Origin of the sequence: Erwinia aphidicola (assembly GCF_024169515.1) — a bacterium.
Taxonomy (GTDB): domain Bacteria; phylum Pseudomonadota; class Gammaproteobacteria; order Enterobacterales; family Enterobacteriaceae; genus Erwinia; species Erwinia aphidicola.
This window is the reverse complement of the sequence record NZ_JAMKCQ010000001.1, coordinates 2,622,184-2,649,166: the sequence shown is the minus strand read 5'-3', so window position 1 is coordinate 2,649,166 and position 26,983 is coordinate 2,622,184. Positions and strand designations below refer to the sequence as shown.

The 26,983-nt window shown below is 57.6% G+C and carries 34 protein-coding genes; 28 read left to right on the top strand and 6 right to left on the bottom strand.

Features of this window, described 5'->3' with window-relative positions; translation table 11 throughout:
- Positions 1-36: 36 nt before the first annotated feature.
- Entirely contained in the window at positions 37-1,464 is a 1,428-nt protein-coding gene (locus J2Y91_RS12260) for a glycoside-pentoside-hexuronide (GPH):cation symporter (protein WP_048914923.1), read from the top strand.
- Complete coding sequence (locus J2Y91_RS12255) at positions 1,448-2,422, top strand: glycoside hydrolase family 43 protein (RefSeq protein WP_133624484.1); 975 nt, start codon at positions 1,448-1,450, stop codon at positions 2,420-2,422. The genes J2Y91_RS12260 and J2Y91_RS12255 overlap by 17 nt, the downstream gene beginning before the upstream one ends.
- On the opposite strand, the gene ampE is transcribed toward J2Y91_RS12255, so the two are convergent.
- Together ampE and ampD are read right to left on the bottom strand one after the other, a co-directional pair.
- Positions 2,393-3,247: a beta-lactamase regulator AmpE gene (ampE, locus tag J2Y91_RS12250; protein WP_133624486.1), complete on the bottom strand. Its 855-nt coding sequence runs from the start codon at positions 3,245-3,247 to the stop codon at positions 2,393-2,395. The two genes, J2Y91_RS12255 and ampE, sit on opposite strands and share 30 nt — an antisense overlap.
- Complete coding sequence (gene ampD / locus J2Y91_RS12245; RefSeq protein ID WP_048914920.1) at positions 3,244-3,819, bottom strand: 1,6-anhydro-N-acetylmuramyl-L-alanine amidase AmpD; 576 nt, start codon at positions 3,817-3,819, stop codon at positions 3,244-3,246. Before ampD ends, ampE begins: the two co-directional genes overlap by 4 nt.
- Positions 3,820-4,003: 184 nt before the next feature.
- Here ampD and J2Y91_RS12240 point away from each other — a divergent pair, with 184 nt between their 5' ends.
- From J2Y91_RS12240 to J2Y91_RS12230, 3 genes are all read left to right on the top strand, one after another.
- Positions 4,004-4,561 (top strand): fasciclin domain-containing protein, encoded by a 558-nt coding sequence (locus J2Y91_RS12240; protein ID WP_048914919.1) that lies wholly within the window; start codon positions 4,004-4,006, stop codon positions 4,559-4,561.
- Between the two features lie 118 nt (positions 4,562-4,679).
- Positions 4,680-5,222, top strand: coding sequence for a sigma-70 family RNA polymerase sigma factor (locus J2Y91_RS12235; protein WP_133624488.1), 543 nt, complete (start codon positions 4,680-4,682; stop codon positions 5,220-5,222).
- Entirely contained in the window at positions 5,219-5,881 is a 663-nt protein-coding gene (locus J2Y91_RS12230; protein WP_133624490.1) for an anti-sigma factor, read from the top strand. Before J2Y91_RS12235 ends, J2Y91_RS12230 begins: the two co-directional genes overlap by 4 nt.
- On the opposite strand, the gene J2Y91_RS12225 is transcribed toward J2Y91_RS12230, so the two are convergent.
- Positions 5,868-6,179, bottom strand: a complete 312-nt coding sequence (locus J2Y91_RS12225) for a LysR family transcriptional regulator (protein WP_053110399.1) — start codon at positions 6,177-6,179, stop codon at positions 5,868-5,870. The genes J2Y91_RS12230 and J2Y91_RS12225 overlap by 14 nt on opposite strands.
- 92 nt (positions 6,180-6,271) lie before the next feature.
- On the opposite strand from J2Y91_RS12225, the gene nadC reads away from it, so the two are divergent.
- The 6 genes from nadC to hofC all read left to right on the top strand — a co-directional run bounded on the left by nadC (position 6,272) and on the right by hofC (position 11,391).
- The gene (gene nadC / locus J2Y91_RS12220) at positions 6,272-7,162 is read left to right on the top strand and encodes a carboxylating nicotinate-nucleotide diphosphorylase (RefSeq protein WP_048914916.1); all 891 of its coding nucleotides are present in this window, start codon (positions 6,272-6,274) and stop codon (positions 7,160-7,162) included.
- A gap of 328 nt (positions 7,163-7,490) precedes the next feature.
- Positions 7,491-7,751 (top strand): type II toxin-antitoxin system RelE family toxin, encoded by a 261-nt coding sequence (locus tag J2Y91_RS12215; RefSeq protein WP_133624492.1) that lies wholly within the window; start codon positions 7,491-7,493, stop codon positions 7,749-7,751.
- Positions 7,752-7,795: 44 nt separating this feature from the next.
- Positions 7,796-8,161, top strand: a complete 366-nt coding sequence (locus J2Y91_RS12210; RefSeq protein ID WP_048914914.1) for a helix-turn-helix domain-containing protein — start codon at positions 7,796-7,798, stop codon at positions 8,159-8,161.
- 197 nt (positions 8,162-8,358) lie between these two features.
- Positions 8,359-8,799 carry a prepilin peptidase-dependent pilin gene (gene ppdD, locus J2Y91_RS12205; RefSeq protein WP_099754493.1) on the top strand — a complete coding sequence of 147 codons (441 nt, stop codon included), beginning with the start codon at positions 8,359-8,361 and terminating at the stop codon, positions 8,797-8,799.
- Positions 8,796-10,199 carry a type II secretion system protein GspE gene (gene gspE, locus J2Y91_RS12200; protein WP_133624494.1) on the top strand — a complete coding sequence of 468 codons (1,404 nt, stop codon included), beginning with the start codon at positions 8,796-8,798 and terminating at the stop codon, positions 10,197-10,199. Before ppdD ends, gspE (J2Y91_RS12200) begins: the two co-directional genes overlap by 4 nt.
- Positions 10,192-11,391, top strand: a complete 1,200-nt coding sequence (gene hofC, locus J2Y91_RS12195; protein WP_133624495.1) for a protein transport protein HofC — start codon at positions 10,192-10,194, stop codon at positions 11,389-11,391. Before gspE (J2Y91_RS12200) ends, hofC begins: the two co-directional genes overlap by 8 nt.
- 45 nt (positions 11,392-11,436) lie before the next feature.
- Here the strand turns inward: hofC and J2Y91_RS12190 are convergent, their stop codons facing one another.
- Positions 11,437-12,477, bottom strand: coding sequence for a GMP reductase (locus tag J2Y91_RS12190; protein ID WP_048914910.1), 1,041 nt, complete (start codon positions 12,475-12,477; stop codon positions 11,437-11,439).
- Positions 12,478-12,727: 250 nt separating this feature from the next.
- On the opposite strand from J2Y91_RS12190, the gene coaE reads away from it, so the two are divergent.
- Genes coaE through yacG form a run of 3 tightly spaced genes read left to right on the top strand, consistent with a single transcriptional unit; the run spans position 12,728 to position 14,300 of the window.
- Positions 12,728-13,339: a dephospho-CoA kinase gene (coaE, locus tag J2Y91_RS12185; RefSeq protein ID WP_133624497.1), complete on the top strand. Its 612-nt coding sequence runs from the start codon at positions 12,728-12,730 to the stop codon at positions 13,337-13,339.
- A 4-nt stretch (positions 13,340-13,343) separates the two neighbouring features.
- Positions 13,344-14,087 carry a cell division protein ZapD gene (gene zapD / locus J2Y91_RS12180; RefSeq protein WP_133624499.1) on the top strand — a complete coding sequence of 248 codons (744 nt, stop codon included), beginning with the start codon at positions 13,344-13,346 and terminating at the stop codon, positions 14,085-14,087.
- 9 nt (positions 14,088-14,096) lie between these two features.
- On the top strand, positions 14,097-14,300 hold the full coding sequence (gene yacG / locus J2Y91_RS12175; protein WP_048914908.1) for a DNA gyrase inhibitor YacG: 204 nt from the start codon (positions 14,097-14,099) through the stop codon (positions 14,298-14,300).
- 9 nt (positions 14,301-14,309) lie between these two features.
- Here the strand turns inward: yacG and mutT are convergent, their stop codons facing one another.
- Positions 14,310-14,717, bottom strand: a complete 408-nt coding sequence (gene mutT, locus J2Y91_RS12170; RefSeq protein ID WP_099754497.1) for an 8-oxo-dGTP diphosphatase MutT — start codon at positions 14,715-14,717, stop codon at positions 14,310-14,312.
- Positions 14,718-14,958: 241 nt separating this feature from the next.
- Between mutT and J2Y91_RS12165 the strand changes: the two genes are divergently transcribed.
- From J2Y91_RS12165 to J2Y91_RS12100, 14 genes are all read left to right on the top strand, one after another.
- Entirely contained in the window at positions 14,959-15,465 is a 507-nt protein-coding gene (locus tag J2Y91_RS12165; protein WP_166643195.1) for a cytochrome b, read from the top strand.
- A 339-nt stretch (positions 15,466-15,804) separates the two neighbouring features.
- Entirely contained in the window at positions 15,805-16,278 is a 474-nt protein-coding gene (locus tag J2Y91_RS12160) for a winged helix-turn-helix domain-containing protein (RefSeq protein ID WP_133624503.1), read from the top strand.
- Between the two features lie 168 nt (positions 16,279-16,446).
- Positions 16,447-16,797: a type II secretion system protein N gene (locus J2Y91_RS12155; protein WP_166643196.1), complete on the top strand. Its 351-nt coding sequence runs from the start codon at positions 16,447-16,449 to the stop codon at positions 16,795-16,797.
- Positions 16,798-16,825: 28 nt separating this feature from the next.
- Positions 16,826-18,757, top strand: a complete 1,932-nt coding sequence (gene gspD / locus J2Y91_RS12150; protein WP_166643217.1) for a type II secretion system secretin GspD — start codon at positions 16,826-16,828, stop codon at positions 18,755-18,757.
- A complete protein-coding gene (gspE, locus tag J2Y91_RS12145; RefSeq protein WP_133624509.1) occupies positions 18,754-20,208 on the top strand; it encodes a type II secretion system ATPase GspE in 1,455 nt (484 codons plus the stop codon). The genes gspD and gspE (J2Y91_RS12145) overlap by 4 nt, the downstream gene beginning before the upstream one ends.
- Position 20,209: 1 nt before the next feature.
- Positions 20,210-21,403 (top strand): type II secretion system inner membrane protein GspF, encoded by a 1,194-nt coding sequence (gspF, locus tag J2Y91_RS12140; protein WP_133624511.1) that lies wholly within the window; start codon positions 20,210-20,212, stop codon positions 21,401-21,403.
- A gap of 6 nt (positions 21,404-21,409) precedes the next feature.
- Entirely contained in the window at positions 21,410-21,850 is a 441-nt protein-coding gene (gene gspG, locus J2Y91_RS12135; protein ID WP_133624513.1) for a type II secretion system major pseudopilin GspG, read from the top strand.
- Positions 21,850-22,335 (top strand): prepilin-type N-terminal cleavage/methylation domain-containing protein, encoded by a 486-nt coding sequence (locus J2Y91_RS12130; protein WP_133624514.1) that lies wholly within the window; start codon positions 21,850-21,852, stop codon positions 22,333-22,335. The genes gspG and J2Y91_RS12130 overlap by 1 nt, the downstream gene beginning before the upstream one ends.
- Positions 22,332-22,694: a type II secretion system minor pseudopilin GspI gene (gspI, locus tag J2Y91_RS12125; protein ID WP_253538457.1), complete on the top strand. Its 363-nt coding sequence runs from the start codon at positions 22,332-22,334 to the stop codon at positions 22,692-22,694. Before J2Y91_RS12130 ends, gspI begins: the two co-directional genes overlap by 4 nt.
- On the top strand, positions 22,691-23,254 hold the full coding sequence (gspJ, locus tag J2Y91_RS12120) for a type II secretion system minor pseudopilin GspJ (RefSeq protein WP_253538454.1): 564 nt from the start codon (positions 22,691-22,693) through the stop codon (positions 23,252-23,254). Before gspI ends, gspJ begins: the two co-directional genes overlap by 4 nt.
- Positions 23,254-24,147 (top strand): type II secretion system minor pseudopilin GspK, encoded by an 894-nt coding sequence (gspK, locus tag J2Y91_RS12115; RefSeq protein ID WP_133624516.1) that lies wholly within the window; start codon positions 23,254-23,256, stop codon positions 24,145-24,147. The genes gspJ and gspK overlap by 1 nt, the downstream gene beginning before the upstream one ends.
- Before the next feature lie 5 nt (positions 24,148-24,152).
- Complete coding sequence (gspL, locus tag J2Y91_RS12110; protein ID WP_133624518.1) at positions 24,153-25,211, top strand: type II secretion system protein GspL; 1,059 nt, start codon at positions 24,153-24,155, stop codon at positions 25,209-25,211.
- Positions 25,208-25,648, top strand: coding sequence for a type II secretion system protein GspM (locus J2Y91_RS12105; RefSeq protein WP_133624520.1), 441 nt, complete (start codon positions 25,208-25,210; stop codon positions 25,646-25,648). Before gspL ends, J2Y91_RS12105 begins: the two co-directional genes overlap by 4 nt.
- Positions 25,638-26,414: a prepilin peptidase gene (locus J2Y91_RS12100; protein ID WP_048914894.1), complete on the top strand. Its 777-nt coding sequence runs from the start codon at positions 25,638-25,640 to the stop codon at positions 26,412-26,414. The genes J2Y91_RS12105 and J2Y91_RS12100 overlap by 11 nt, the downstream gene beginning before the upstream one ends.
- Here the strand turns inward: J2Y91_RS12100 and gspS are convergent.
- Positions 26,388-26,789: a type II secretion system pilot lipoprotein GspS gene (gene gspS, locus J2Y91_RS12095; protein ID WP_253538450.1), complete on the bottom strand. Its 402-nt coding sequence runs from the start codon at positions 26,787-26,789 to the stop codon at positions 26,388-26,390. The genes J2Y91_RS12100 and gspS overlap by 27 nt on opposite strands.
- Positions 26,790-26,983 lie beyond the last annotated feature (194 nt).

Below are 26,983 nucleotides of genomic sequence, written 5' to 3'. Positions count from 1 at the left end.
ACTCTCGAGCACTAACGACAAGCGGGAGAATTATCCATGAAGGGCACAGCACTCTCTGTCAGAGAGAAGATTGGCTACGGAATGGGCGATGCCGGGTGCAATATGATCGGCGGCGCCATTATGCTTTTTCTTAACTATTTCTACACCGATGTCTTTGGCCTGGCTCCGGCGCTGGTGGGCATTTTACTGCTGTCGGTCAGGGTGCTGGATGCGGTAACCGACCCGATTATGGGCGCGATTGCCGACCGTACTCAGAGCCGCTGGGGGCGCTTTCGCCCGTGGCTGCTGTGGATCTCCCTGCCCTATGTCCTGTTTAGCGTGCTGATGTTCACCACCCCGGACTGGAGCTACCAGAGCAAAGTCATCTGGGCGTTTGTCACCTATTTCCTGATGTCGCTCACCTATACCGCCATCAATATTCCCTACTGCTCGCTCGGTGGAGTGATCACCAATGACCCGGGGGAACGCGTCTCCTGCCAGTCTTACCGCTTTGTCATGGTGGGGATTGCCACCCTGATCCTGTCACTGACGCTGCTGCCGCTGGCGGAGTGGTTCGGCGGCGCAGATAAAGCGCGCGGCTACCAGATGGCGATGGGCGTGATGGCCCTGGTGGCGCTGCTGATGTTCCTGTTCTGCTTCGCTACGGTGCGCGAACGTATCCGACCGGCGGTGCCGAGCAATGACGATCTGAAAGCCGACCTGCGCGACGTGTGGAAAAACGATCAGTGGGTGCGCATCCTGCTGCTGACGCTGTGCAACGTCTGCCCTGGCTTTATCCGCATGGCGGCCACCATGTATTACGTCACCTGGGTGATGCAGCAGTCGACCCACTTCGCCACGCTGTTTATCAGCCTTGGCGTAGTGGGCATGATGCTCGGCAGTACGCTGGCGAAAGTGCTGACCGACCGCTGGTGCAAACTGAAGGTGTTTTTCTGGACCAACATCGCGCTGGCGATCTTCTCCAGCGGCTTTTACTTCCTTAACCCGCAGGCCACCGTACTGGTGCTGGTGATGTACTTCCTGCTGAATATTCTGCATCAGATCCCATCACCGCTGCACTGGTCGCTGATGGCAGACGTGGATGACTACGGCGAGTGGAAAACCGGCAAGCGCATAACCGGGATTAGCTTCTCCGGCAACCTGTTCTTCCTCAAAGTCGGGCTGGCGGTTGCCGGAGCGATGGTCGGTTTCCTGCTGTCATGGTACGGCTACGACGCGGGTGCTAAGCAGCAAAGCCCGGCGGCGCTGAACGGTATTGTGCTGCTGTTCACCGTGATCCCCGGCGTGGGCTATCTGATTACTGCGGGCGTAGTGCGCCTGCTGAAGGTGGACCGCACGCTGATGCAGCAGATCCAGCGGGAGCTGGAACAGCGCCGGGTCAATTACCAGGAACTCAATGACTATCACCACAGCAAACCGCTGAAAACCAAACTTAAAGGAGCCGCCGATGAGCCACTGGCCTAATCCATTAATTGAACAACGCGCCGACCCGTTCATCCTGCGCCATCAGGACAGCTACTGGTTTATTGCCTCCGTACCCGAATATGATCGGCTGGAGATCCGCCGTGCTGAGACGCTGGCCCAACTGGCAGATGCCCCGGCGACCGTCGTGTGGCGTAAACCCGATCGCGGCCCGCTGAGCGCACTGATCTGGGCGCCGGAGCTGCACCATATTGACGGGCAGTGGGTGATCTATTTTGCCGCCGCGCCGTCAAAGGAGATTAAAAACGGCCTGTTCCAGCACCGCATGTTTGCCCTTACCTGCGATGATGCCGATCCCCAGAGTGGAAGCTGGCAGGAGCGCGGCCAGGTCGTTACCCCCATCGACAGCTTCGCGCTGGATGCCACCCACTTCATACATCAGGGCAAACACTGGTATTTGTGGGCGCAGAAAGATCCGGCGATCCCCGGCAACTCCAACCTCTATCTCAGTGAGCTGGCGACGCCGTGGCAGCTCAGCGGCCCGACGGTGATGATCAGCCGCCCGCAGTATGAGTGGGAGTGCGCGGGGTTCAGCGTCAATGAGGGGCCCGCGGCTATTCGCCATGGCCAGCGGCTGTTTGTCAGCTACTCTTCCAGCGCTACCGATGAGAACTACTGCATGGGGCTGCTGTGGATTGACGCGGATGCCGATCCGCTGGAAGCGGCTAACTGGCAAAAATCCGCCGCACCGGTGTTCACCACCAGCTGGGAGAACCGTCAGTATGGCCCGGGGCATAACAGCTTTACGCAGGGGGAAAATGGCGAGGATGTGCTGGTTTATCACGCGCGCAATTACACGGAAATTGAGGGGGACCCGCTGTATGACCCTAACCGCCATACGCGCATCAAAACCTTCAGCTGGGGCGCCGATGGCATGCCGCAGTTTGGCACACCACCGGCCGACACGGTGTTACACCAGCGTGCCGTAAATAGTCAGTAACGCAACTACTACCACCAGCACCAGCGACACCTTTTTCGCCAGTGCCACCGCCACGCGCGGGGTCTCTACCTTATCAAGGTGCGGATCGCGCGCCAGCGAATACTGCGCCAGGCGGGTCAGCACCTGATACTGCGGCGTATGACGGTCGCCCAGGGAGGCGAACCAGGCGGGCAGTGCGCGCTCACCGTGACCCAGCAGCGCATAGGCCACGCCCACCAGCCGAACCGGGATCCAGTCCACCCAGTGCAGAATGGCATCCACGCCCGACTGCGCACGCGCCAGCGCATCCTGCCTGCGCGCCAGCCAACTCTGCCAGGCGCGCAGGAAAGCGTAACCCACCAGCAGCGCCGGCCCCCACGGGCCACCCACCACAAACCAGAACAGCGGCGCGAGGTAGAAGCGGTAGTTGATCCACAGCAGCGCATTTTGCAGTTCGCAGAGGAATTCGCGTTCGTTACATTCGCCCGGCACGCCGTGGATCAGCGTCAGCTCCTCCACCATCGCATTATGCGCGTCGGCATCGTTATGGCTGGCCGCCTGCAAATAGGCGTGATAGTGCAGGCGCACCGACCCCGCCCCGATGCACAGCAGCCCGACTAAAATCCAGAACAGCAGCTTCGGTACGCCAAAAAATAGCCCGTTCAGCGCCAGCAGGCACAGGGCAACCACCGCCATTGCCAGCAGCATCATCAGCAGCGTGCGCATTAGCGAAAAACGCTGACGACCGCGGAACAGCGGCATCAGGTGGTGGTCAAGCTGCCAGTGCTCCCCCATTTTAAACAAGCGTTCCCATCCGAGAACCAGCAACAGGCTAAATAACGTCATGCCTTACTCCCATTAACAGTAGTCTGGGTGAGGTGCGCCAGCCCGGCGCGAAAACGAGGCCAGTCGAAGGACGGGCCAGGGTCGGTCTTACGCTGCGGGGCAATATCACTGTGCCCGGTAATATTTTGCGCAATCAGGGGATAGTGCTGCACCAGCAGTTCGGTAATGGCCTGCAGCGCAGCGTACTGGGCATCGGTGTAGGGCAGCGTATCGGTCCCCTCCAGCTCAATGCCGATAGAGAAATCGTTGCAGGCTTCCCGCCCCTGATAAAGAGAGATGCCCGCGTGCCAGGCGCGCAGATGAAACGGAACATACTGCACAATTTCTCCGTCACGACGGATCAGGCAGTGGGCTGACACCCGCAGATGGTGGATATCAGCAAAATAGGGATGGGCTTCAGGATCGAGCTGGCCGGTAAACAGCGCGTCAATCCACGGGCCACCAAACTCACCCGGGGGCAGACTGATATTGTGGACCACCAGCAGCGAAGGCGTTTCATCATCCGGCCGCGGGTTAAAATGGGGGGACGGCACGCGCCGGACGCCAGCTATCCAACCCTCTTGCAACTGCATACCCTGCTCTCCTGTGTTCAATTCCCTTCAGATTAACATGATTTTTTTTCGCTTTTTCAAACTTCTCTGCCCGCTGTTTAGCGCCGAAGAAAAATATTTTTCTGATTCTGCATCCAATTTATCTCCTCAACCGTAGATAGCAGTGTGAGGCAAAAACGCCTTCTCTTACCCTGAGGAATTCATCATGAAAACATTCATCCGCTCTGCTCTGTGTGCATCACTGCTGTTTAGCGCCGCGTCAATGGCTGAGATGGCGCAGAATACCGTGATGGTAGGCGGGGCTGCTATGTACCCTTCCCATAATATCGTTGAGAATGCCCTTAATTCTAAAGATCACACCACGCTGGTGGCTGCGGTTAAAGCGGCTGGACTGGCAGACACGCTACAGGGCCCGGGCCCGTTCACCGTCTTTGCCCCGACCAATGCGGCCTTTGCCAAACTGCCTGCCGGCACCGTTGATAATCTGCTAAAACCGGAAAATAAAGCCATGCTCACCAGCGTGCTGACCTACCATGTGGTTGCCGGGAAATATGATATGCAGGCGCTGATGAAAAAAATCAAACAGGGCCACGGCAGCACAGAGCTGAAGACCGTAAACGGCGCACCGCTGTGGCTGATGATGAACGGCCCGCACAATATTCAGCTGAAAGATGACAAAGGCAATGTCGCCAATATCAGTACCTATGATGTGCAGCAGAAAAATGGCGTGATTGACGTGATTGATACCGTCCTGATGCCATAAAGATTTACCCGGTAACACCAGGGAAAATATTAAAAATACCCGCAGAGGTTAAAAATAAGGGTATACACTTGGTGCAGCAGGATTTTTAACCCCTCTGCACCTTTTTTCAGGATGGTTCATGACGGACGACGTAATTGATAGCCAGGTTGTGCTGATGCAGGCAATAGCCGCAGGGGACAAGCGCGCTTTCGAAGCGCTTTACCGCCGTTATTCCCCTTACCTTTTCGCCATTGCACTGCGCATGCTGCGTCGACGTGGCTGGGCTGAAGAGGTGTTGCACGACAGCTTTCTCACCGTCTGGCAGCGTGCCGCCAGCTTCGATCCGGCGCTCAGCGCCCCTAAAACCTGGTTAACGAACATCGTGCGCAACCGCGCAATCGATTATTTACGCCTGCAGGATAACCGCGTTATCGAACTGGAAGAGGAAGCGTTGTCAGACGCTGACGACCCCACTCAGGATTCGCCGTTCCGCTCGGAATCGCGCAGGCTGGCTGACTGTATGGACCAGCTGCAGCCGGAACAGCGGCAAAGCATCCGTCTGGCTTATTATCAGGGGCTGTCGCACCGTGAAATAGCGCAGCACCTACAGCAACCGGACGGCACGGTAAAAAGCTGGATCCGCCGGGCATTAGCGCAATTGAAAGAGTGTGTGGGCCTATGAACAGCAGACGCGATTACGACTCAGCCCTGGCCGCAGAATATGCCCTTGGCACGCTGCGCGGCGCGGCGCGCCAGCGTTTCGCCCGCCGCCTGCTGCAGGAGCCTGAACTGGCGGCCGAAGTCGGCCGCTGGCAGCACGCGCTGGCGGAGCTGGACCACAACGTTAAGCCGGTTACGCCTCCGCAAGCGGTTTGGCAACGGCTGGCACACAGCCTGCCAGCGGACAAAACGCCAGCCCGCAGCGTGCGCTGGCCGTGGCTGGGCTGGGCGCTGGCGGCCTCTTTTGCCGGTGCGCTAATCTACACGCAGCTTACGCCCCCGCCTGCTGCTCCACAGGCCGTGGCTGTTCTCAACGGCAGCGCACAGCAGGGGTCGTGGGTGGTCAGCCTTAATGCGGCCAAAGACCGGCTGACAGTGCAGGCTATCAATGCTGCAGCCATTCAGCCAGACCGCAGCCTGCAACTCTGGCTGATCCCGCCGGGTGAAAAACCGCAGTCGCTGGGGCTGATTGCCACCTCCGCCAGCCAGCAGGTGAGCATCAGGCCCGTTCAGCTTGCCAGCCTGCCAACGCTGGCGATCAGCCTGGAGCCTCGCGGTGGCTCCCCCACCGGGCAACCCACCGGACCAGTCCTGTTTAGCGGCAAGGTCATTCAGCTTTAACCACCCGTTCAGGGTAGGCGCAGTGTAAGGTGCTGACAGCTTCATCGTTCAACGCCAGCAGCCGTCGGCCATAGGCAATCATCACCTCCCCGCCTGCGGTTAATGTCAGCTGTTCGCCGGACGCCTGTAACAGCGGCAGCCCGCACTGCCGCTCCAGCCTCTTCAGCTGAGCATTGACCGCAGAGGCCGATTGCTGCAGCTGGCCTGCTGTTTGCACAAAACTGCCCAACTCCACTGCCCGCACGAAGGTTCGCACGGCTTCCAGGTCGAAGGTTATCGGTTTCAACGGCGCCATCATGACACGCCTTTCGTGCGCTGAGGTGGCTGGCAAGGCCGGATTAAACACGCTAGCATGTCAGCCTCTGTTACCCGACCTTTCGGAGTTTGATCATGACATCTCGCCGTTACGATCCCGACAGCCGCCGTGCTGAACTGATGGACCGTATTGAGGACGATATTCCCCCTGCCGTCGCGCAGGCGCTGCGTGAAGATCTGGGTGGCGAAGTGGACCCCTGCCGGGACATCACCGCCAGCCTGCTCTCTGACGATACGGCCTCGCACGCTGTTGTCATTACCCGTGAACCCGGTATTTTTTGCGGTAAACGTTGGGTGGAGGAAGTGTTTATCCAGCTGGGTGACAAAGTACAGCTTACCTGGCATGTGGATGACGGCGATAAGATCGCTGCCGACCAGACGCTGTTCGAAGCTATCGGTCCGGCGAAGCTTATTCTTACCGCAGAGCGCACCGCGCTGAATTTTGTGCAGACGTTGTCCGGCGTAGCGACTGAAGTCAGCCGCTATGTGGCTATTCTGGAAGGTACCCGCACCCAGCTGCTGGATACGCGTAAAACCCTGCCCGGGTTGCGTACCGCGCTGAAGTACGCCGTGCTGTGCGGCGGTGGCGCCAACCATCGTCTCGGCCTGTCGGATGCCTTTTTGATCAAAGAGAACCACATTATTGCCTGCGGTTCGATCACCAAAGCGGTGGAGAAAGCCTTCTGGATGCACCCTGATGTGCCGGTAGAGGTCGAAGTCGAAACCATGGAAGAGCTTGAGCAAGCGCTGCAGGCTGGCGCAGATATCGTGATGCTCGATAACTTTACCGTCGAGCAGATGCGCGATGCCGTCAAGCTGAGTGACAACCGCGCCCTGCTGGAAGTCTCCGGGAATGTCACCGACGAGACCCTGCGAACCTTTGCCGAAACCGGCGTGGACTATATCTCCGTTGGTGCATTGACCAAACATGTGCGTGCCCTCGATTTGTCGATGCGCTTTCGCTAAGCGCTAATCATCCCTGCTCTTCACCTGTTTGTACCTCAGGCCAGCTACATGTGCTGGCCTTTTTTCTGCCCAGGTTTTGTTTTTGCGAGCCGCCTTCCGCCACATTAATCCGCTGATGTAACAGACAAAAATTGTTTACGGCCCCGCTCTGAAAAATCATGGCTACCGCTGGCAACAGAGGGAGGGTTAATGAGATTAACAGCGGAATGTGTTACACAGCACCAGCCCACACAGGGATTAGATAATTAGTAAAGTCATTGTATAAGCCAAATTTTAGACCTATTATCTAATCAACCTCGTGTGGCTATGCCAGGGAAATGGGGGAGCAATGGTTGAAGTTATGTGGACAAGGCGGGCGTTAAAGCAGCTCAGCAAAATTGACAGCCGCTATCGCAGAGCCATCGCTGAAAAGAGTCGACAGCTGGTCGCTTTTCCGGTGGTGCCGCTGGACGTGAAAAAAATAGAGGGAAATGACACTCTTTTCCGGCTGCGAGTAGGGAACTACAGAGTCATTTTTCAACTGATTAACGGCGAGCCTGTGGTTGTGGTTATTCAGGAAGTAAAGCGTCGGGCAACCCACACTTGCTAACGCAACCAGATACGGAACATGGCTCTCAGACTGGAGGATACCCAGTGCCAAAACAGGTTATTTATGATGAAAACGGCACGGCGCAGTTTGTAGTACTGCCTGTGGCCGAGTATGAAAAGCTGCTGTCCAATGCCAGCAGTGAATGGGCCAGCCTGCCCTATGAGGCTGACGAACATGATAATGAAACCGTTCCGCAGGAAATTGTCGGGATCATGGTCGGGCAGGAGGTCAGCCTGCAGGCAGCCTGGCGCATTCATCGCGGCCTGTCGCAATATGACGTGGCGGAAAAGCTGGGTACCACCCAGTCCGCCGTTTCGCAGTGGGAGCGCGTTGACAGTAAACCGCATAAGAAAACCCGTGAGAAACTTGCCAGACTTTACCAATGCCGCCCCGAACAACTTATCCTCTGACGATTCAGGCCACTTCATACAGTGGCCTTTTTTCTGCCCAGGTTTTATTTTTGCGAGCCGCCTTCCGCCACATTAATCCGCTGATGTAACAGACAAAAATTGTTTACGGCCCCGCTCTGAAAACTCGGGATCGCTGCTGGCGCCAGCCTGCAGTGGCGAATTATGTTGCTCACCTCTTAACCACAAGGAGGTTTGCCATGAACCAGCAGGGATTCACCCTGATCGAACTGATGATCGTTATCGCCATTATTGCCATTCTCAGCGCTATCGGGCTGCCCGCTTACCAGGGCTATCTGCAAAAAGCCGCGCTGACCGATATGCTGCAAACGGCGATGCCGTTCAAAACCGCCGTTGAGCTCTGCGCTATCGAGCACGGCGGTAGCGGCAACTGCAGCGCAGGCAGCAACGGTGTGCCGATGGAGCGCACTTCTCGCTATGTGTCGGCACTCAGCGTTAAAGCCGGCGTGATTGCCCTAAGCGGCAAGGAGAGCCTTAAAGGGCTGGACGTCAAACTGACACCGCAATGGAACAGCGATAACGGACAGATGGACTGGCAGCGCAGCTGTAAAAGCGAGTCTTCCGGATTGCAAGAGGCTTGTCAGGATGTGTTCCGCTTTGATGAGGAGCAGGCGCCATGAACCCAGAGACGCAGCGCGCGGTAGAGGCCATCTGCCAGCGCTATCAGGCGGTGATTGTCGGATTCAATGCCCAGCGGCTGCACATTGCACTGGCCGCTACTCCGGGTCACGAAATGATGACAGAACTGCGCTTTGCCACACAAAGTGCCATCGAAGTGGAGTGCTGGCCTCAGGCCAGGCTTGAACAATTTATTCAGCGCGAGGGAAATAGCGCCACCGCATCAGCACAGGAGAGCGCCGAAGAGTACAGCGGTGCGGCCGTTGTGAAGATTAACGAACTGCTGACCCAGGCTTTGCAGAAGCGCGCGTCGGATATTCACCTTGAACCCCAGGAAAAGGGGCTGCGCGTCCGCTTACGCGTCGATGGCGTACTACAGCAATTGCCGGGCAGCTGGGCGGAGAACAGCGCCCCGCTGATTGCGCGCCTGAAAATCCTCGCCAGCCTCGATATCGCTGAGCGCCGGGTGCCGCAGGATGGGCAGTTTTCCCTGCAGCTTGGCCAGCAAACCCACTCATTCCGCCTGTCGACGCTGCCGGTGCGCGGCGGTGAGAAAGCCGTGGTGCGCCTGCTGCAGAGTGATTCCCAGTCGGTGGCACTGGAGAATCTCAAGATGCCCGCCCCCCAACTTAAGCGTTACCGCGAAGCCCTCTCACGCCCGCAGGGCATGATTCTGGTGACAGGCCCGACCGGCAGTGGCAAAACGTTCACGCTTTACAGCGGGCTGAGCTGGCTGAATATCGCCACGCGTAATCTGTGCAGCGTGGAGGACCCGGTGGAGATCCCGCTGGCGGGGATCAACCAAACCCAGATCCACCCCCGCTCGGGGCTCGATTTCCATCGGGTGCTGCGCGCGCTGCTACGCCAGGATCCCGACGTGATTATGATCGGCGAGATCCGCGATGGTGAAACGGCTGAAATTGCGGTGAAAGCGGCGCAGACTGGTCACCTGGTGCTGTCGACGCTGCACACTAACTCAACTACCGAAACGCTGGTCAGGCTGGGACAGATGGGCGTACCCGGTTATCTGCTGGCTTCAGCATTGAAACTGGTGATTGCCCAGCGTCTGGTGCGAAGACTGTGCCCGCACTGCCGTCAGCCCGCCGAGGCTACCGCTCACCTGCCATCACATATCTGGCCGGGAACCATTCAGAACTGGCACGCCGTAGGGTGCGATCGCTGCTTTTCCGGTTTTTACGGCCGCCTGGCGCTGTTCGAAATGCTGCCGATATCTGCACGGCTGCAAAATGCGCTGGCCAGCTCGGCCATGCCTGAAGAGCTGGAGAAAATCGCGCGTGAGCAGGGGCTGAATTCACTGTTTGTTGAGGGACTTCACTGCGTGAATCGGGGCGATACCACCCTCGAGGAGCTGACACGCGTTGCCGGAGGCTGTGATGAGTAAGCGCTACCTCTTTCGCTGGCAGGCCATGGACGATAGCGGCAACCTGCATCACGGCTGCAGTTTTGCCCCCAGCGCCGGGCAGATTGCGGCCGACCTTGCCGCGCATCACCAGCTGCCCCTGAAGATATCCCCGCGCCAGCGCTGTGGGCAACGTCAGTGGAAGGGGGCGCAAAAAACCGCGCTGGTGCGCCAGCTGGCAACCTTACTCAAGGCGGGAATGCCGCTGGCATCCAGCCTGCAGCTGCTGGGTGAGGGGCATCCTGAACCCTGCTGGCAGGCCCTGCTGCTGGAACTCCAGCAGCGGATTACATCAGGTATCCCTTTTTCAGACGCGCTGGCGGCCTGGCCTGATGTATTTCCGCCGCTGTACGCCGCACTGATCCACATCGGTGAACTGACCGGAGAGCTGGATGAGTGCTGCCTGCAGCTGGCGTTGCAACAGGAACAGCAGCAGCAGCTGCAGCAGAAGGTGAAAAAGGCGCTGCGCTATCCGCTGTTTATCCTCGCGGTGGCGCTACTGATTAGCATCGGTATGCTGGTCTTTGTTCTGCCGGAGTTTGTCGCGATTTATCAGACATTTAATGCCCCACTGCCGGCGTTTACCGCCGCGGTGATCGCCTTTTCGCAGCTCATCCAGCAGCAGGCCTTGCCGGGCATTACGCTGGTTATCGCGGTTGTTCTGCTCTGGCGCAGGCTGCATAAAAAGTCCCCTGGCTGGCAGCGCCGCGAGCAGCGGCTGCTGATGCGGCTGCCGCTGATCGCCGCCCTGTATCGTGGCAGCCTGCTGAGCCAGATCTTTACCACCCTGTCGCTCACCCAGCGCGCCGGGCTGACGCTGCTGCAAAGTTTGCAGGCGGTAGAGAAGACGCTGTCCCCGCTACTGTGGCGCGAAGCTATTGCTGCGCTGCAGCGGCATATCGAAAACGGCAATCCGCTGCACCAGGCGTTAAAGACGCATCAGCTGTTTACGCCGCTGTGCTATCAGCTGGTGAAAGTGGGGGAAGAGTCAGGTTCACTGGATGCGCTGCTGGCAAGGCTGGCGGGCTGGCATGAACAGCGAACTCATCAGCTGGCGGATGCGCTGGCAGCCGCGCTGGAGCCGCTAATGATGGTGGTGATTGGCGCGATTGTCGGCACGCTGGTGGTTGCCATGTATCTGCCGGTGTTCCGCCTCGGTGATGCGCTGGGTTAGGCCGTCGCGCTGGATGCACGACGGCCCCCTGGTCAACAGCAATCTTTAACGATTAAAGACGCGGTTTTCCTGCTCGTTAACGCGGATAAACGTGGTGCGCTTGGTCAGCTCTTTTAAACGCTCTGCGCCTACATAGGTACAGGCTGAGCGCAGCCCGCCAAGGATGTCACGCGCGGTCTGATCAACCGGCCCACGCAGCGGCAGCTTAACGGTTTTTCCCTCGGCAGCACGGTACTGCGCCACTCCGCCGACGTGGCGTTTCATGGCGGATTCGGAGCTCATGCCGTAGAACAGCATAAACTGTTCGCCGTTCTCCTCAACCAGCGTGCCTTCGCATTCGTCGTGGGCGGCGAGCATGCCGCCCAGCATGACGAAATCAGCGCCGCCGCCAAAGGCCTTCGCCACATCACCCGGCACGGAACAACCGCCATCGCTGACGATCTGCCCACCCAGGCCGTGTGCCGCATCGGCGCACTCAATCACGGCGGAAAGCTGCGGATAGCCGACGCCGGTTTTCACCCGCGTGGTGCAGACGGAACCCGGACCAATGCCCACCTTAACAATATCGGCCCCGGAGAGGATCAGCTCCTCCACCATCTCACCCGTCACCACATTCCCGGCGCAGATCGTTTTCCCCGGGCAGGCCTCACGCGCACGCTGCAGGAACTGCACGAAGTGTTCGGAATAGCCGTTTGCCACGTCGATACAGATAAAATTTAGCGCCGGAGACAAGGCCAGGATCTGCTGCAGCTTGGTAAAGTCTGCATCTGACGTCCCGGTTGAGACCATAACATGGCGCAATACCTCGGGGGTGCTACGGATGACAAACTCACGCCACTGCTCAACGCTGTAATGCTTGTGGACGGCAGTAAGAATATTGAAGGAAGCCAGCGCAGTCGCCATGCTGAACGTGCCCACCGTATCCATATTGGCGGCAATGACAGGAACGCCGGACCAGCTGATAGCGGAGTGTTTGAAGGTGAACTGACGTTCCAGCTCAACCTGAGAACGGCTTTGCAGGGTGGAACGCTTTGGACGGATTAAAACATCCTTAAAGCCTAACTTAATATCTTCTTCGATACGCATAACGATTATCCTGGTTGATGGCGGTGATCCGGGCGCGCTCCCTTCAGGGTTACGCGACGCGGATAAAGCTGAATGCCTGTTCCAGTGACGCTATCATACGCGCTAAAAACGCGCCGACAAGACTGCGAAATTTGCTTTATTTACGCTACAATCCGTTAAATTTACCTGTAAAACTGCTTTGTGATCTGCGCCTCAAAATTGAGCTGGGCGGTGTAAAATCAGGTCAACAAAGCAGCGAGAACTTGAAAGCATGCCTTATATCGTTGCGCTAACCGGCGGCATCGGCAGTGGAAAAAGTACCATTGCTAACGCTTTTGCCGCACTGGACATTGATATTGTTGATGCCGACGTGATTGCGCGCCAGGTGGTAGCGCCTGGGCAGCCGGCACTGGCGGCCATTTCTCAACGCTTTGGTGATGAGATTCTGCACCCGGACGGTTCGCTGAACCGGGGCGTGCTGCGGCAGAAAATCTTTAGTTCGCCGCAGGATAAAAGCTGGATTAACAAACTGTTACATCCTCTTATCCATGCAGAGACGCGTAAGCAGTTAGCATTGACCCGCTCGGCCTGGTGCCTGTGGGTGGTTCCGCTGCTGGTAGAGAACCATTTGCAACACCTCGCTGACCGGGTGCTGGTGGTCGACGTAGACCGTGAAACCCAGCTGGCGCGCACCCTACGCCGCGACGGTATCAGCCGTGAACAGGCGGAAAATATTCTTGCTGCTCAGGCCTCGCGTGAAGCGCGTCTGGCAGTGGCGGATGACATTATTGATAACAGCGGATCGCCCGAGACGGCGATCGCGCGCGTTGCTGAACTCCATCAGCGCTATCTGGCGCTGGCAGCAGCAACCGATCGGGATTAACAGCATGAGCACAACGGTTCTTTTTGAACATCCACTGAACGAAAAAATGCGTACCTGGCTGCGTATCGAATTTTTACTCAAGCAACTTAGCGCCAGCCAGAACATTGTTGATCACCTGGGCGCGCTGACATTTTTCCGCAATGCCGCCGAGCTGCTGGACGTGTTTGAGCGTGGTGAACTGCGCACCGAAATCCTTAAAGAGCTGGAGCGTCAGCAGCAAAAACTGCAGTCATGGTCTGAAGTTCCCGGCGTCGATACCGCCACGATTGATGCCCTGCGTGCCGACCTGAAAACCCGCGGTGCGGCGCTGATGGCCGCCCCGCGCATGGGCCAGCAGCTGCGCGAAGACCGTTTAATTGCTCTGGTGCGTCAGCGTTTAAGCATTCCGGGTGGCTGCTGTAGCTTTGATCTGCCGACGCTGCATATCTGGCTTCATATTGAACAACCGCTACGTGACCAGCAGGTGGCCATCTGGGTGAACTCCCTGGCGCCAATGCGCGATGCACTGACGATGATCCTCGACCTGATCCGTCAGTCCGGGATTTTCCGCAACCACACCAGCCTGAATGGTTTCTTCCAGGATAACGCCGAGGGTGCTGACCTGTTGCGCCTGCAGTTAAAGCTGGACGACTCTCTTTATCCGCAGGTTTCCGGTCATAAAAGCCGTTATGCCATCCGTTTTCTGCCGCTGGATAGCGAACGGGGTGAAGTTCCCGCCCGTCTCGATTTTGAGCTGGCCTGTTGTTGAGGTAATTGTATGAGTGATGTAACCATGGTGAACTGCCCGACCTGCGGCAAGCAGGTCATTTGGGATGAACTTAGCAGCTGGCGTCCGTTTTGTAGCAAGCGCTGCCAGCTGATCGATCTTGGCGAATGGGCCGCTGAAGAGAAGCGTATTCCCAGCAGCGACGGTCTGAATGACAACGAAAGCTGGAGTGAGCAACTGCTCGATCGCGACTAGCTGTTAAGGTTACGGCGTGGCCTGATGCGCTTCAGCTTTCAGGCGCACCACCAGCTCCGCATTGGCCGGTGGAAACTCATCGGCCTGCAACTCTGCCTGATCCACCCAGCGTGACGGCTGCCCTTCCCGCCCATACGGCTCGCCATTCCACTGTTCAACCAGAAAGAAGTGCAGCGTCACGCGCAGGTCAGCGTAAGTATGGTCGGCAATCCCGTATGCGCTGGCGCTCAGCACCTCAATGCCGGTCTCTTCCTGCAGCTCACGTTTCAACGCCAGCTCTGGCGTTTCACCGCTCTCGATTTTACCGCCCGGAAATTCCCACATGTTTGCCATATGCGAACTGGCGGCGCGCTGAGCCAGAAAAATCTGCCGAGCGCCGTTACGGATAATGCCTACTGCTACCTGTAAATGTTTCATGCTTATTCACTCTGCCAGGGTTTAATTCGAACCGCGCCACTTTATCATCGATTGACAGTACTGTCCTGCCGCCGCACATACACATCTTTACAGGATGCAGGTGTAAACAGCCCGGACAATAAGTTGAATAAGAGAGTTTAATTTTATCCCGCAGCGAGTATTTGCTTAGTGTATTCCACTATAAATCATCCTGGCATCAGTAAAATGAATGGTGCTGAACACCATAGCAGAAGGAAAAACAATGACTAAGTACTCACCGGTGCAAGTGTTATTACACTGGATTTCCGCCATCGTTATTATATGGGCGATGGCAAGTGGCTTTTATATTTTCTTGGGAAATACTTCAGATCATGTAAAAGAGTTCGTAGGGTTTATCAATGTATCCGTGACAACACTGTTTATTCCTTTCTTTGCTGTTCGTATATTTTACGCAATCAAATCAGGAAAATCAGCCAATATTAAAAGAAAATCCGGCAACCATGCTTTAGCCAATGCAGTGCATATCATTATCTACATCAATACCGCTTTGGTGCTTTTTACCGGTGTGATGATGATGGAACGGGATATCAACATATTTAATTTCATCCAGCTTCCCCATCCGCTGCAGGGCGGAGCTCTGACCAGCGCATTTCATCAGCTGCATATTATCTCCTGCGTGACGCTGTCTATACTGATTGTCATGCATGTGCTGGCTGTTTTTTTTCACCACCTTGCAGGAAACCCTATCCTGAAGAAAATGAGTTGGTAGCGTACTCTCTGGCACCCTCATAAACTTCACAGGAAAACATAATGAAAAAAAAGTCCTTTGCGCAAGGTAATAATGAGTTTTAAACTTTAATTAATTCATTAATAAAACATACAAAAATCATATAAATCATATATATAGATAACTTTACAAATTAACCTCTACAGCTTGTATTGCAGGGTGATGAGAGTTATCTATATCCTTCAAATCAGATGGCGATTCAGGTCAATTGCATTTCAACATCAAAGTGTCCGTTAATCAGAACATTTTGCATGAACATTTGCCCTGGTCAGATCTACTAAAAAAATCAGGTGACGTGGAAATTACCAAGGAATATCTACAATGCTAAGTGTTCAGCAATGCGAAAAGATTCTCGATATTGATCACATTCATTTCGATAACGTTTTAACGGTGGATTGCCAGCTCAATATGCTTAATATTCCCAGCAAAAAGCTCAGCATCCCGTTAAGTGAAACGCAAAAGCGGTTGTTAATCTGCATGTTGACCAACATCAATAACAAAAGAGAAATTATCAATATCGTCTGGTACGAGAACCATCAATACATTCGGGATAATAACTATCACCAGTTAGTTTTTCAACTACGGGCGCTGCTACAACGCCATCAACTGCCGGGAGATATTTTGATCACCGTCCCTTACTATGGATTAAAGCTTAACAAACCTTTATTGATGAAGATCGCAGCAGAATCCAGGCACAATGACTTTTGCGAAAGCAGTGCTGTAAAAGCCGTAGAAAAGAAAGATAAGCTTAATCGACCTTCCCTAAGGCAGTGGTTTTTAAATGCTATTCGCTAATTTAATCTTTAAGGTTTTACACTATTAATCATGATATTACCGGTTGGTCAGGATCTTCTTTTTTTGGGTCGTCGGGTGTTAACACCAGGCAGGATCATTATTTTCAGTCTGCTATTACCGCTAACCTCTTTCACCGCTGCGCTTCACTACGAAGGCAAACCTTCACCGGTGGCGCAGCGTCATGCGCCGGCCCCACCGCCGCCGCCAGCACAACCTTATGCGACGCTGCAGGCGCTGGCGTGGTTCGCCACCCAGGCCAGCACGGCTGCCGCGCCGGCGGGGGATGAAGAGCAGCAAATAGTGCACGCCGTGCCAAGTTCCCTGCCGTTCAGGTTAAGCGGATTGCTTAGCAACAGCGATGCCCGGCTCTCGATGGCCGTCTTCCAGCACGGCAATCAGCAGCTGGTCGTGAGCATCGCAGAGCAGTTGCCGGGCACGCCAGCCTCTGTGGTACGCATTTTTCCCGACCGCGTGGTGATTCGCCATAACGGTCGCTATGAAGCCTTTTATATCAAATGAGTCGCTTTACTCTGGAACATTTATGCCGATGATTTTCTCCCCATGTCGTCCGGCGGGCCGTGGCATGCTGCTGTTACTGGCCAGCTTTCTGTTTTCCCTCAGCGCTCATGCAGAGGGCTACCAGGCTAATTTCAAAAATACCGATATTGACGAGTTTATTACCACGGTCAGTAAGGCTTTGAACAAAACCATCATCATCGACCCGACGGTAAAAGGGAAAATCAGCGTGCGCAGTTACGAAACGCTGAATGACCAGCAGTATTACCAGTTTTTCCTCAGCGTGCTCGACGTGCATGGCTTTGCCGCCATCAGCATGGACAATGGGGTGGTCAAGGTTATCCCGGCTAAAAATGCCAAAGGTGCTGCGCTCCCGCTGGTTTCCGCTGACGGTCAGGCCAGCGGGGATGAAATGATTAGCCGCGTGCTCCCGCTGCATTATATTACCGCCAAAGAGCTGGCCCCGCTGCTGCGCCAGCTCAATGACGCTGCGGCTGGCAGCGTCGTGCATTACGACCCTTCAAACGTGCTGCTGATGACCGGCCGAGCCGCAGTTATCCAGCAGCTGTCAGCCATAGTCGAGAGTATCGACCAGCCGGAAGACAACAGCGTTGACAGTGTCAAACTGCGCTGGGCTTCCGCCGCGCAGGTTGCCGAAATCCTTAATCAGTTAAATAGCGGCACTCAGCCCGGTAGCAGCAGCAAACTGCGCGCCAAAGCGGTGGCAGACACCCGGACCAACGCCGTGTTAATTACCGGCGAGGAGCAGGCGCGTCAGCAGATGATTGACGCGGCGCACGATCTGGATACGAAGAATGACAGCCACAGCAACTCGCGCGTGTTTTACCTGCAGCATGCCAAGGCTGACAATCTGCTGGAGGTTCTGACCGGCGTCAGCGGTTCGCTGCAGGACAAAGCCGAAGGTAAGGCCGCCAGCGGCGTCACCATGATGAAAGATATCGTGGTGAAAGCCGATGCGCACACTAACTCGCTGATTATTAACGCGCCGCCTGACGTGATGGACGACCTTGAAGAGATTATCAAACGGCTGGATATCAGTCGCCCGCAGGTTCAGGTGGAGGCGATTATCGTGGAGGTTCAGGACGCCGATGGCCTGGCGCTGGGCGTACAGTGGTTTAACCGTCACGCTGGCGGCACGCAGTTCCCGGGCACTGATGCCCCTATTACCACGCTGCCGGATAAAGGGTTTGCCAGTGCGCTGAGCAAGACCAGCGGGCTGGCCGCCGGGTTTTATCGTGGTAACTGGGCCGGGCTGTTCAGCGCCCTGCAAACCAATGGACAGAATAATATTCTCGCCACCCCCAGCATCGTGACGCTGGATAATATGGAAGCAGAATTCACCGTCGGTCAGGATGTCCCCATTCTCACCGGTTCACAAACCACCAGCGGCGACGGGGTATTCAACTCGGTGGCGCGCAAAAGTGTCGGCATCAAGCTGAAGGTGAAGCCGCAGATTAACAAAGGCGATTCGGTGCTGATGGAGATCGAGCAGGAGGTTTCCAGCGTGGCCGATCAAAGCAGCGGTGACCCGCTTGGCATGACGTTTAATACGCGCATGGTCAAAAACGCGGTGCTGGTGGACAGCGGTAATACCGTCGTGGTCGGCGGCCTGCTCGATACTGCGCACAACCGTAGCGAAAGTCGCGTACCGTTACTGGGTGATATCCCACTGATTGGCCACCTGTTTCGCTACAGCTCCGACAAGCAGAGCAAGCGTAATCTGATGCTGTTTATTCGCCCCACCATCATTCGTCAGCAGCACGCCTTTGACCGCACCAGCTCAGATAAGCTGAACACCTTTCGTCAGCAGCTTGATGAGGGAAATGAAGACCTGCCGCTCAAGAAAGCGCTGAAGCAGCAGCTTAACGTGCGCCAGAGTAACCACGCGCTCCAGCAGCTGCAGCAGGATGTCGCGACCTTCTGGCGGGCGGATGCATCATGACTCAGCCGCTGTTGCCGTTTAACTGGGTACAGCAGTACCAGGTGCTGCTGCTGCCTGACGCGACCCTGTGCTTTCATCCCAAAAGCAGCACATCCGCGCTGTTCGAAGCACGGCGCTATCTGCCGCAAAGCTCGCTGATGCCGCTTGATGAGGCCGCCTTCCGTGAGAAAGTGGCGGAGGTTTACCAGCAGAACAGCCGCTCTGCCGAGCTGTTTGAATCACTGGGCAGTGAGTTTGACCTCGATCAGGCGGTCCAGCACCTGCCGGAGGATAACGATCTGCTGGACAGCGATGACGGTGCGCCGGTGATCCGCCTGATCAATGCCATTCTCACCGAGGCGATCAAGCAGGGGGCTTCCGATATTCATATTGAGCCGTTTGAAAAAGTATTGTCGGTACGCTTTCGCATTGATGGCATGCTGCGCCCGGTTTTATCGCCACCGGTGCAGCTCAGCCGCTATCTGCTGTCGCGCATTAAAGTGATGGCCCGGCTGGATATTGCCGAAAAGCGGGTGCCGCAGGATGGCCGTATTTCGCTGCGCCTCGGCGGGCGAAATATTGATGTCCGCGTCTCAACCCTGCCCGCCCAGCATGGCGAACGTATTGTACTGCGCGTGCTGGATAAAAATGGGCTGACGCTGAGTCTGGCGGCGATTGGCATGACGGCTGCAGCGCAGCGGGAAATGGCCCGTCTGCTGCACAGCCCGCACGGCATTTTACTGGTTACCGGACCTACGGGTTCAGGTAAAAGCACCACGCTGTACGCCGGACTGAAGCTGATCCACGGCGATGATAAAAATATTATGACCATTGAGGATCCGGTCGAGTACGAGCTGGAAGGGATCGGGCAGACTCAGGTTAATAGCAAAATCGATATGACCTTTGCGCGCGGGCTGCGGGCGATCCTGCGCCAGGACCCCGACGTGGTGATGATCGGTGAGATCCGCGATAGCGAAACCGCGCAGATTGCCGTGCAGGCCTCGCTGACCGGCCATCTGGTGCTGTCAACGCTACACACCAACAGCGCGCTTGGCGCCATTGAACGCCTGCGAGATATGGGCGTTGAACCCTTTCTCCTGGCCAGCTCGCTGCTGGGTGTGCTTTCTCAGCGCCTGGTACGCCGGCTCTGCCAGGCCTGTCGCCAGCCGGTGGCGGCGACGGCGGCCCAGCTCAGCTACTTCCCCTCCGCCTCCAGCGGGCTGACGCTCTGGCAGGCGGTGGGCTGCGAACGCTGCCATCACAGCGGCTATCGTGGCCGTATCGGCATTCACGAACTGTTAATCATTGATGACAGCCTGCGTCGGGCGATAAGCCACCCGCATAGCGAGCAGCCGCTGCATCAACTGGTCAGCGCTGACTATCAGAGCCTGCAGCAGGATGGACTGCAAAAAGCGCAGGAGGGGGTCACCACGCTGGAAGAGATCCTGCGCGTGACAAGGAATGAAAGCTAAGATGCGTTTTCGTTATCAGGCCGTTAACCGCCAGGGACAGCGCGTGCGCGGGGTGCTGGAAGCCGACACTGCGCAGCTGGCACGCCAGCGGCTGCGCGAACAGCAGCTGCAGCCGTTGCAGTTGCGTGTACAGCGGGCAGGCCTGAGCCTCCAACGCAGCGCGCTCTCCGCCGGGGAACGCGTGCTGCTGATACGCCAGCTGGCCACGCTGATCGCTGCCGCACTGCCGCTGGAACAGGCGCTGCTGGCCCTGGAAAATCAGACCACCCGCCCTGCGGGCCGCGCCATGCTGCATACCCTGCGCCAGAAGGTGCTGGAGGGGGCGACGCTGGCGTACGCGGTCGCGCTCTACCCCGCCATCTTTCCCCCACTCTATCAGGCGATGATCGCTGCCGGCGAAGCCTCGGGCAAGCTCGATAGCGTGCTGGAGCAGCTGGCAGACTACAGCGAAAAGAGTGCGCAGCTCAAAAGTAAGCTGACTCAGGCACTGATCTATCCCCTGCTGCTGACGCTGGTGGCTATTGGCGTGATCTCTGTGCTGCTGGCCGCCGTGGTTCCTACCGTGGTGGAACAGTTTGTGCACATGAAGCAGGCGCTCCCGCTGTCGACCCGCCTGCTGATGGCGCTCAGCGATCTGGTGCGTCGCACTGGATTTCCACTGCTGGTGCTGCTTCTGCTGGCGGCTGGCGCTGCCCATCTGCTGCTGCGCCAGCCACGACACCGCCTGCGCTGGCATCAGGCGACACTGCGGCTGCCGATAGTGGGACGTATTGTTCTCAATCTCAACCTCGCCCGCTATGCGCGCACCCTCAGCATTCTCAGCAACAGCGCCGTGCCGCTGCTGGAGGGGATGAGCATCGGTGCCACGGTGCTGACCAATCAGTTTATTCGCCAGCAGCTTGAACAGGCCGCCACGCAGGTACGCGAAGGCAGCAGCCTGACGCTGGCGCTTGATCAGACGCAGCTACTGTCACCAATGATGCGTCATATGGTCGCCAGTGGAGAGAGCAGCGGCGAGCTGGACAGCATGCTGGCGCGCTGCGCAGATATGCAGGATAGCGCGTTTCTCAGCCAGATGACGCTGGCGGTCAGCCTGTTCGAACCGCTGCTGGTGGTGGTGATGGCCGCCGTGGTGCTGTTTATCGTGCTGGCGATCCTGCAACCCATTTTACAACTCAACAACCTGGTAGGATAAATCATTATGGAACAAGGCGTTAATCAACAGAGGCAGCGGGGCTTCACCCTGCTCGAAATGATGGTGGTGATCGTGATACTCGGCATTCTTGCCAGCCTGGTGATCCCCAGTCTGATGGGCAATAAAGATCGTGCCGATCGTCAGAAAGCCATCAGCGATATCGTGACGCTGGAAAATGCGCTGGATATGTACCGGCTGGACAACAGCCGCTATCCCAGCAGCGAGCAGGGGCTGAAAGCGCTGGTGAGTAAACCGGCCCTGCCGCCCGTACCGCATAATTACCGCAGCGATGGCTATATTCGCCGCCTGCCGCAGGACCCGTGGGGAAATGATTATCAGTTGGTCAGCCCCGGGAAACAGAGCAGCGTGGATATTTTCTCTGCGGGGGCGGATGGTATCGCCGGCACTGAGGACGATATAACTAACTGGCAGACCGAAAGCGACTGATGCCGCGCCAGAACGGATTTACGCTGCTGGAAATGATGATGGTGCTGCTGCTGTTAAGCATCATTGCCCTGGGAACTATCGCCACCCTGCCTGCGGCCAGCACCAGACCCCAGGCGGAGAAACTGCTGGTGATGATTCGCCAGGCGATCGGCCAGCCGCAGCTCGATGGTGGCGTGATACGGCTTCAGGTGAGCCAGCAGCAGGCCACGCTTTTCCGCCTGGCGGCTGGCCACTCTGAGGGCGAAACGCCGTTTCCTGGACACCACTGGCAGCCACTTGGCACGCGCCTGGGGCAGCTCGACCTGCCTGAGCCCGGGCAGCTGAGTTTAATCGTGGAGGGCAAAATGGTGGCACTGCCAGCATCACTGCTGTTTCTGGCGGACGGCAGTCAACCCGCTTTTACTTTGCGGATTAGCAGCCCTGGGCTGCGCGCCACCCGCATCACCGCGCGCAGCGGTGAGGCTGTGTTATCGGAGTCACCATGAAGCAACGGGGGATGACGCTGCTGGAGGTGATGGTCGCGCTGGCGCTGCTGGCGATTGCCGGTCTGGCACTGATGAAAACCAGCGGTGAGCAGGTACGTAATCTGTCGCGGCTGGAGGAGAAACAGTTCGCTTATCTGGTGGCGGATAATCAACTCGCACAGCTACAGCTGCAGCAGGTCTGGCCGCCGCAAAGCCGGCAGTATGGCAACACGTCGATGGCGCAGCGGCGCTGGTACTGGCGCTGGCGCGGCGTCAGCACCCGTCATGCGCAAATCAGGGCGCTGGAAATTGAGGTGCGTCTCGACCCTTCTCAGCAGGCCGCACTGGCTACGCTGCACGGCTGGCAGGGCAAATCATGATGCGCAGTCAGCAAGGGTTTACCCTGATTGAAATGATGCTGGCGCTGGCAATTTTTGCCGTTCTCAGCCTGACGGGCTATCAGATCCTGCAGGCGGTTATGCGCAGCGACGAACAGATCCGCCAGAACGTCACCAGGCGGGAAGAGATTGGCCGCCTGTTTGCACTGCTCGATCGCGATCTCTCACAGGCAATGATCCCGTCACAGGATGAAAAGCGCTCTCACGCGCACCCGGCATTTATCAGTAATACGCCGGCTGCGCTGCTGCAGTTTACCCGGCGTAACAGTACCCTTCCCGTCAGCATCGCACCACGATCCTCATTACAGAGGGTGCGCTGGCGGCTGGCTGATAGCGGCCTGCTGCGTGAAAATCTTGAGTCGAATGAGATCACAGCCCGCTTTCAGAGGATCGATCGGGTGCAGCTACGCTTCTGGTCGGCGGGGAGCTGGCAGGCTGGCTGGCCCGCAGCGTTTAACCTGCCCGAGGCGATAGAGGTCACGCTGCACACCCCGGATTACGGCCTGCTTTCCACCATCATTCTGCTGAGCGGCGGGCAATAATGCAGCGGCAACAGCGCGGAATGGCGCTGCTGGTGGTTCTGCTAATGATCGCCATGATGACGCTGCTGGCAACCACCAGCAATCAGTATGGCAACCTGGCTGTGGCCCAGGCGGGCAACCGGCAGGCTATGCTGCAGGCGAAATGGGACCTGCTGGGTGCAGAGCAGTGGTTTCTCACCACTCAGCCGCTGCAGCAGCCGTTTAATGCGGTGCGCCAGCAGCAGTTTGGTGAACAGCTGCTGCACTTCAGGCTGCGCGATCGTCAGGCCTGTTTCAATTTGAATGCGCTGCTGATGCAGAGGGTGGCGGAAGACCAGCAGCCTGCTTTACCCTCCCTCGCGCGCCAGCTTTTTCTGCGCATGCTGGGCCAGCTTGGCCTGAAGAAAGAAGAAGCCGACCGCCTGATGCAGCAGCTTATTGCCTCGGTTAAACCCGACCCGCAGGTCAACAAATGGCGGCTGTTTGATGAAGTCAGCCAGCTGAGAACGCTGCCTGCGGTCACCCCCACCCTATGGCAAAAACTGCAGCCGCTGCTGTGCGTGACGCCGGAAACCCGCCTCAACATCAACGTGAATGGCCTGACTGCACGCCAGATGCCGTTATTCAGCGCGCTGTTTGCCGGGCAGCTCTCCTCCACGCAGCTGCAATCGCTGCTTGATGCCCGTCCACCTGAGGGGTGGAAAGACATTCATGCTCTGGTTAGCGGGATAAGCAGCCGGACGCTCGAACCTGCTATCGCCACCCTGCAAAGCGTGGTGGTAACCGAGAGCCGCTACTTTGAACTGCTGATTTGGGGCGATCATCCGACAATTTTTAGTGCATTACGTAGCCGGGTTGAACAGCAGGATGAAAGCTATCGGGTCACTGCCCGGCTTTATGGATTAAGTGAGTGAACGACATGATCACATTTGCACGCAGGCAAAGCGGATTACTTTGTCTTTATTTCAGCGGTGCCGGGCGAAACCAGCGGCACTGGCACTATCGCTCCGCCTCTGGCGAATGCAGCACGGGCGTGGAGGATGCCCCTTGCCCGGCGCTTGAGGGCGACCAGGTGTGGCTTGCGGTCCCCTCGGAACGCTGTCTGTTTTATACCGCCAGCGGCGGCGGCGGCAGGATCTCGCCGCAGGCCCTGCGCTGGCAGCTGGAGGGGTTTGCGCTGGGCGATATCGAAGCCTTGCATATCACCGTGCTGGCAAAAGAGGCCGGGCAGCAGCATCTGGTGGCCATTGACGCAGAGTGGTTACGTACCACGCTGGCGCACATCGCACAAAGTGGCCTCAGGGTAAGTTACGCGCTGCCGGACGTCATGTGCCTGCCACAGGGGCATGCCAGCCAGGCTGGCGAACAGTGGCTGGCACATCATGCGCCCTTTGCTGGCGTCAGCCTGCCCTCTGGCGATGTTGCGCATTTGCAGACGCTTGACCCTACGCTGGCGGGTTTACCCCAGGTGGCGTGGCCAGCGCTGCCCGCTAAACCACCCTGCTTCTCTCTACTGCATGGCGCATTTTCTCCGGCCATCCGCTGGGGTAAAAGCCTGCACTGCCTGGCTGCCGCGCTGCTGCTTTCGCTTGCGGCCCTGCCTGCCGTACCGCTGTGGCAGGGCTGGCAGTTAAACCGCGCCGCCGGGCAGATAAACCAGCAGGCGCTGCAGCGTTACCAGCACTATTTTAACGGACAGTCGCCGACCGATGCGGGCGCAGCATTTCGCCACCAGCTGCAGCGGCTGGAAACCGCCCCTTCCACCTCAGGGCTGTTGTCGCTGATGACGGCATCTCAGGCACTGCTCGCAAATCTGGATACAACTGCCCTGCAGCGGCTGGAATGGGATGCAGCACGCCAGCAGTTGCACTTACACTTCGCCACACCGCTGGCAGCGACAGCCCTGCAGGCTGCACCCGCGGGCATCACTGTCAATCTGCAGGAACGTAATGAGCTGATTATAGGAAGGAAACCATGAAGCAACGCGTACACCATTTCTGGCAGTCTCGACAGCCGCGCGAGCAGGCTCTGCTGCTGCTGTGCCTGGTCGTGGCCTGCGTTACCCTGCTTTACAGCGCCCGGCAGGGTGCCGTTGCGTGGCAGCAGCAGGCGGCAGCACGCCTGCAACAGCAGCAGCGGGCATGGCAGCAGATGCAGCAGCTTGAGGCGCGTATGCAGGCGGTATTACCCGCGCGGCCCGACATTGCCACCCTTAATCAGCTCACCGGCCTGTCGCTGCAGCCGGCGGCAAATGGCGGACTGATTGCCAGTGCCGATTCCGTGGAGTTTAAGCCGCTGATCAATGTGTTGATATCGCTGGAGCAGCAGCAGCGCCTGCAGGCTACCCGCCTGCGGCTGGAACGGCAGGAAACACGGCTGCGCCTGACGCTGCTGGAGCTGAACGATGTTCGCTGATGCCGCTTACTGGCTGCTGCTGGCCGCGCTGGGTCTGACGGTAGGTAGCCTGCTGAATGTCGTCTGCTGGCGACTGCCGCTGATGATCACCGCGCAGGCGCCCGCAGGTTTCAGCCTGTGGCTACCCGCTTCACACTGCCCACAGTGTCAAACGCCGCTGAAGTGGCGCGACAATATTCCGCTCATCAGCTGGTTGCGGTTACAGGGCCGCTGCCGTCATTGCCGGCAGCGGATTGCCGTGCGCTATCCGCTGATGGAGGGGGTCACCCTGCTACTGACGCTGGCGGTCAGCGCCATCTTCCCCTGTGGCCCGCTGCTGCTGGCGGCGCTGCTGCTGAGCTGGCTGCTGCTGCCGCTAATGGTAATTGATGCCGAACATCAGCTACTGCCCGATCTGCTGACGCTGGGATTGCTGTGGCTTGGTCTGCTGGCTAACCTGCTGGCGTGGCTGCCCGCCGTTACGCTCCATGCCAGCGTTGCCGGGGCCATTACGGGCTATGGCGTGCTGGCGCTGCTGGCACATGGCTGGTACTGGCTGCGCGGGAAAGAGGCGTTGGGTTTGGGGGATGCCAAGCTGCTGGCGGCGCTGGGTGCGTGGCTGGGATGGCAACCGTTGCCCCAGCTGCTGCTGCTGGCTTCGATTGGCGGGATTGGCTGGGCGCTGATGGCGCGCCTGCTGTGGCAGCGCCCCCTCAGCGCCGCTTTGCCCTTTGGCCCTTTTCTGGCCGTTGCCGGCTGGTTACTGTGGCTGAGCGGCAACCGCTGACTCTTTTTTCTGAGTAAAGTGAATAAAGGGCGCGCTGGACTGGTTCAGCGCCGCACATTTGTCGGCCAGCGTGGGAGCATCCGCATCCAGCGCGCTCATGCGGCTGGCAACCTGCGCCGCCAGCTGCTGACGAAAGTCTGGCGGCGTCGCCCATCCCCGCTCTGCGGCCAGCAAGAGTGCGCTGGCGGCCAGGCGATCGTCCGCCGCAATATCGCTACGGTTGCAGTTTTGGCGCAGCCAGCTGGCGGAAGCCACAACGGCAGAGAGCTGAGAGAGCTGGCTGGCAACCGGCACGGCTGCCGCAGGCTGGTGATGCTGGCAGGCGCTGAGCGCCAGCGTGCTGAGCAGCAGAGCGGGAAACACTATCTTCATCATTAAGGTCATCTTTTGGGAGACATAAAGAGGGGAAATTATACATCCCCTGTTTCACCTCTCCGTTTTGCTAAGGTCATTTAAGCCGTTTTCAGCCCTGAGCCATTCCCCGCCAGCGGCGTTAACGCTGTTTAAGTTTCAATAAGTAACCCCACCTGCATTTTTTCCCTAGGCTACGAGCACCTGACCTGTGGCAG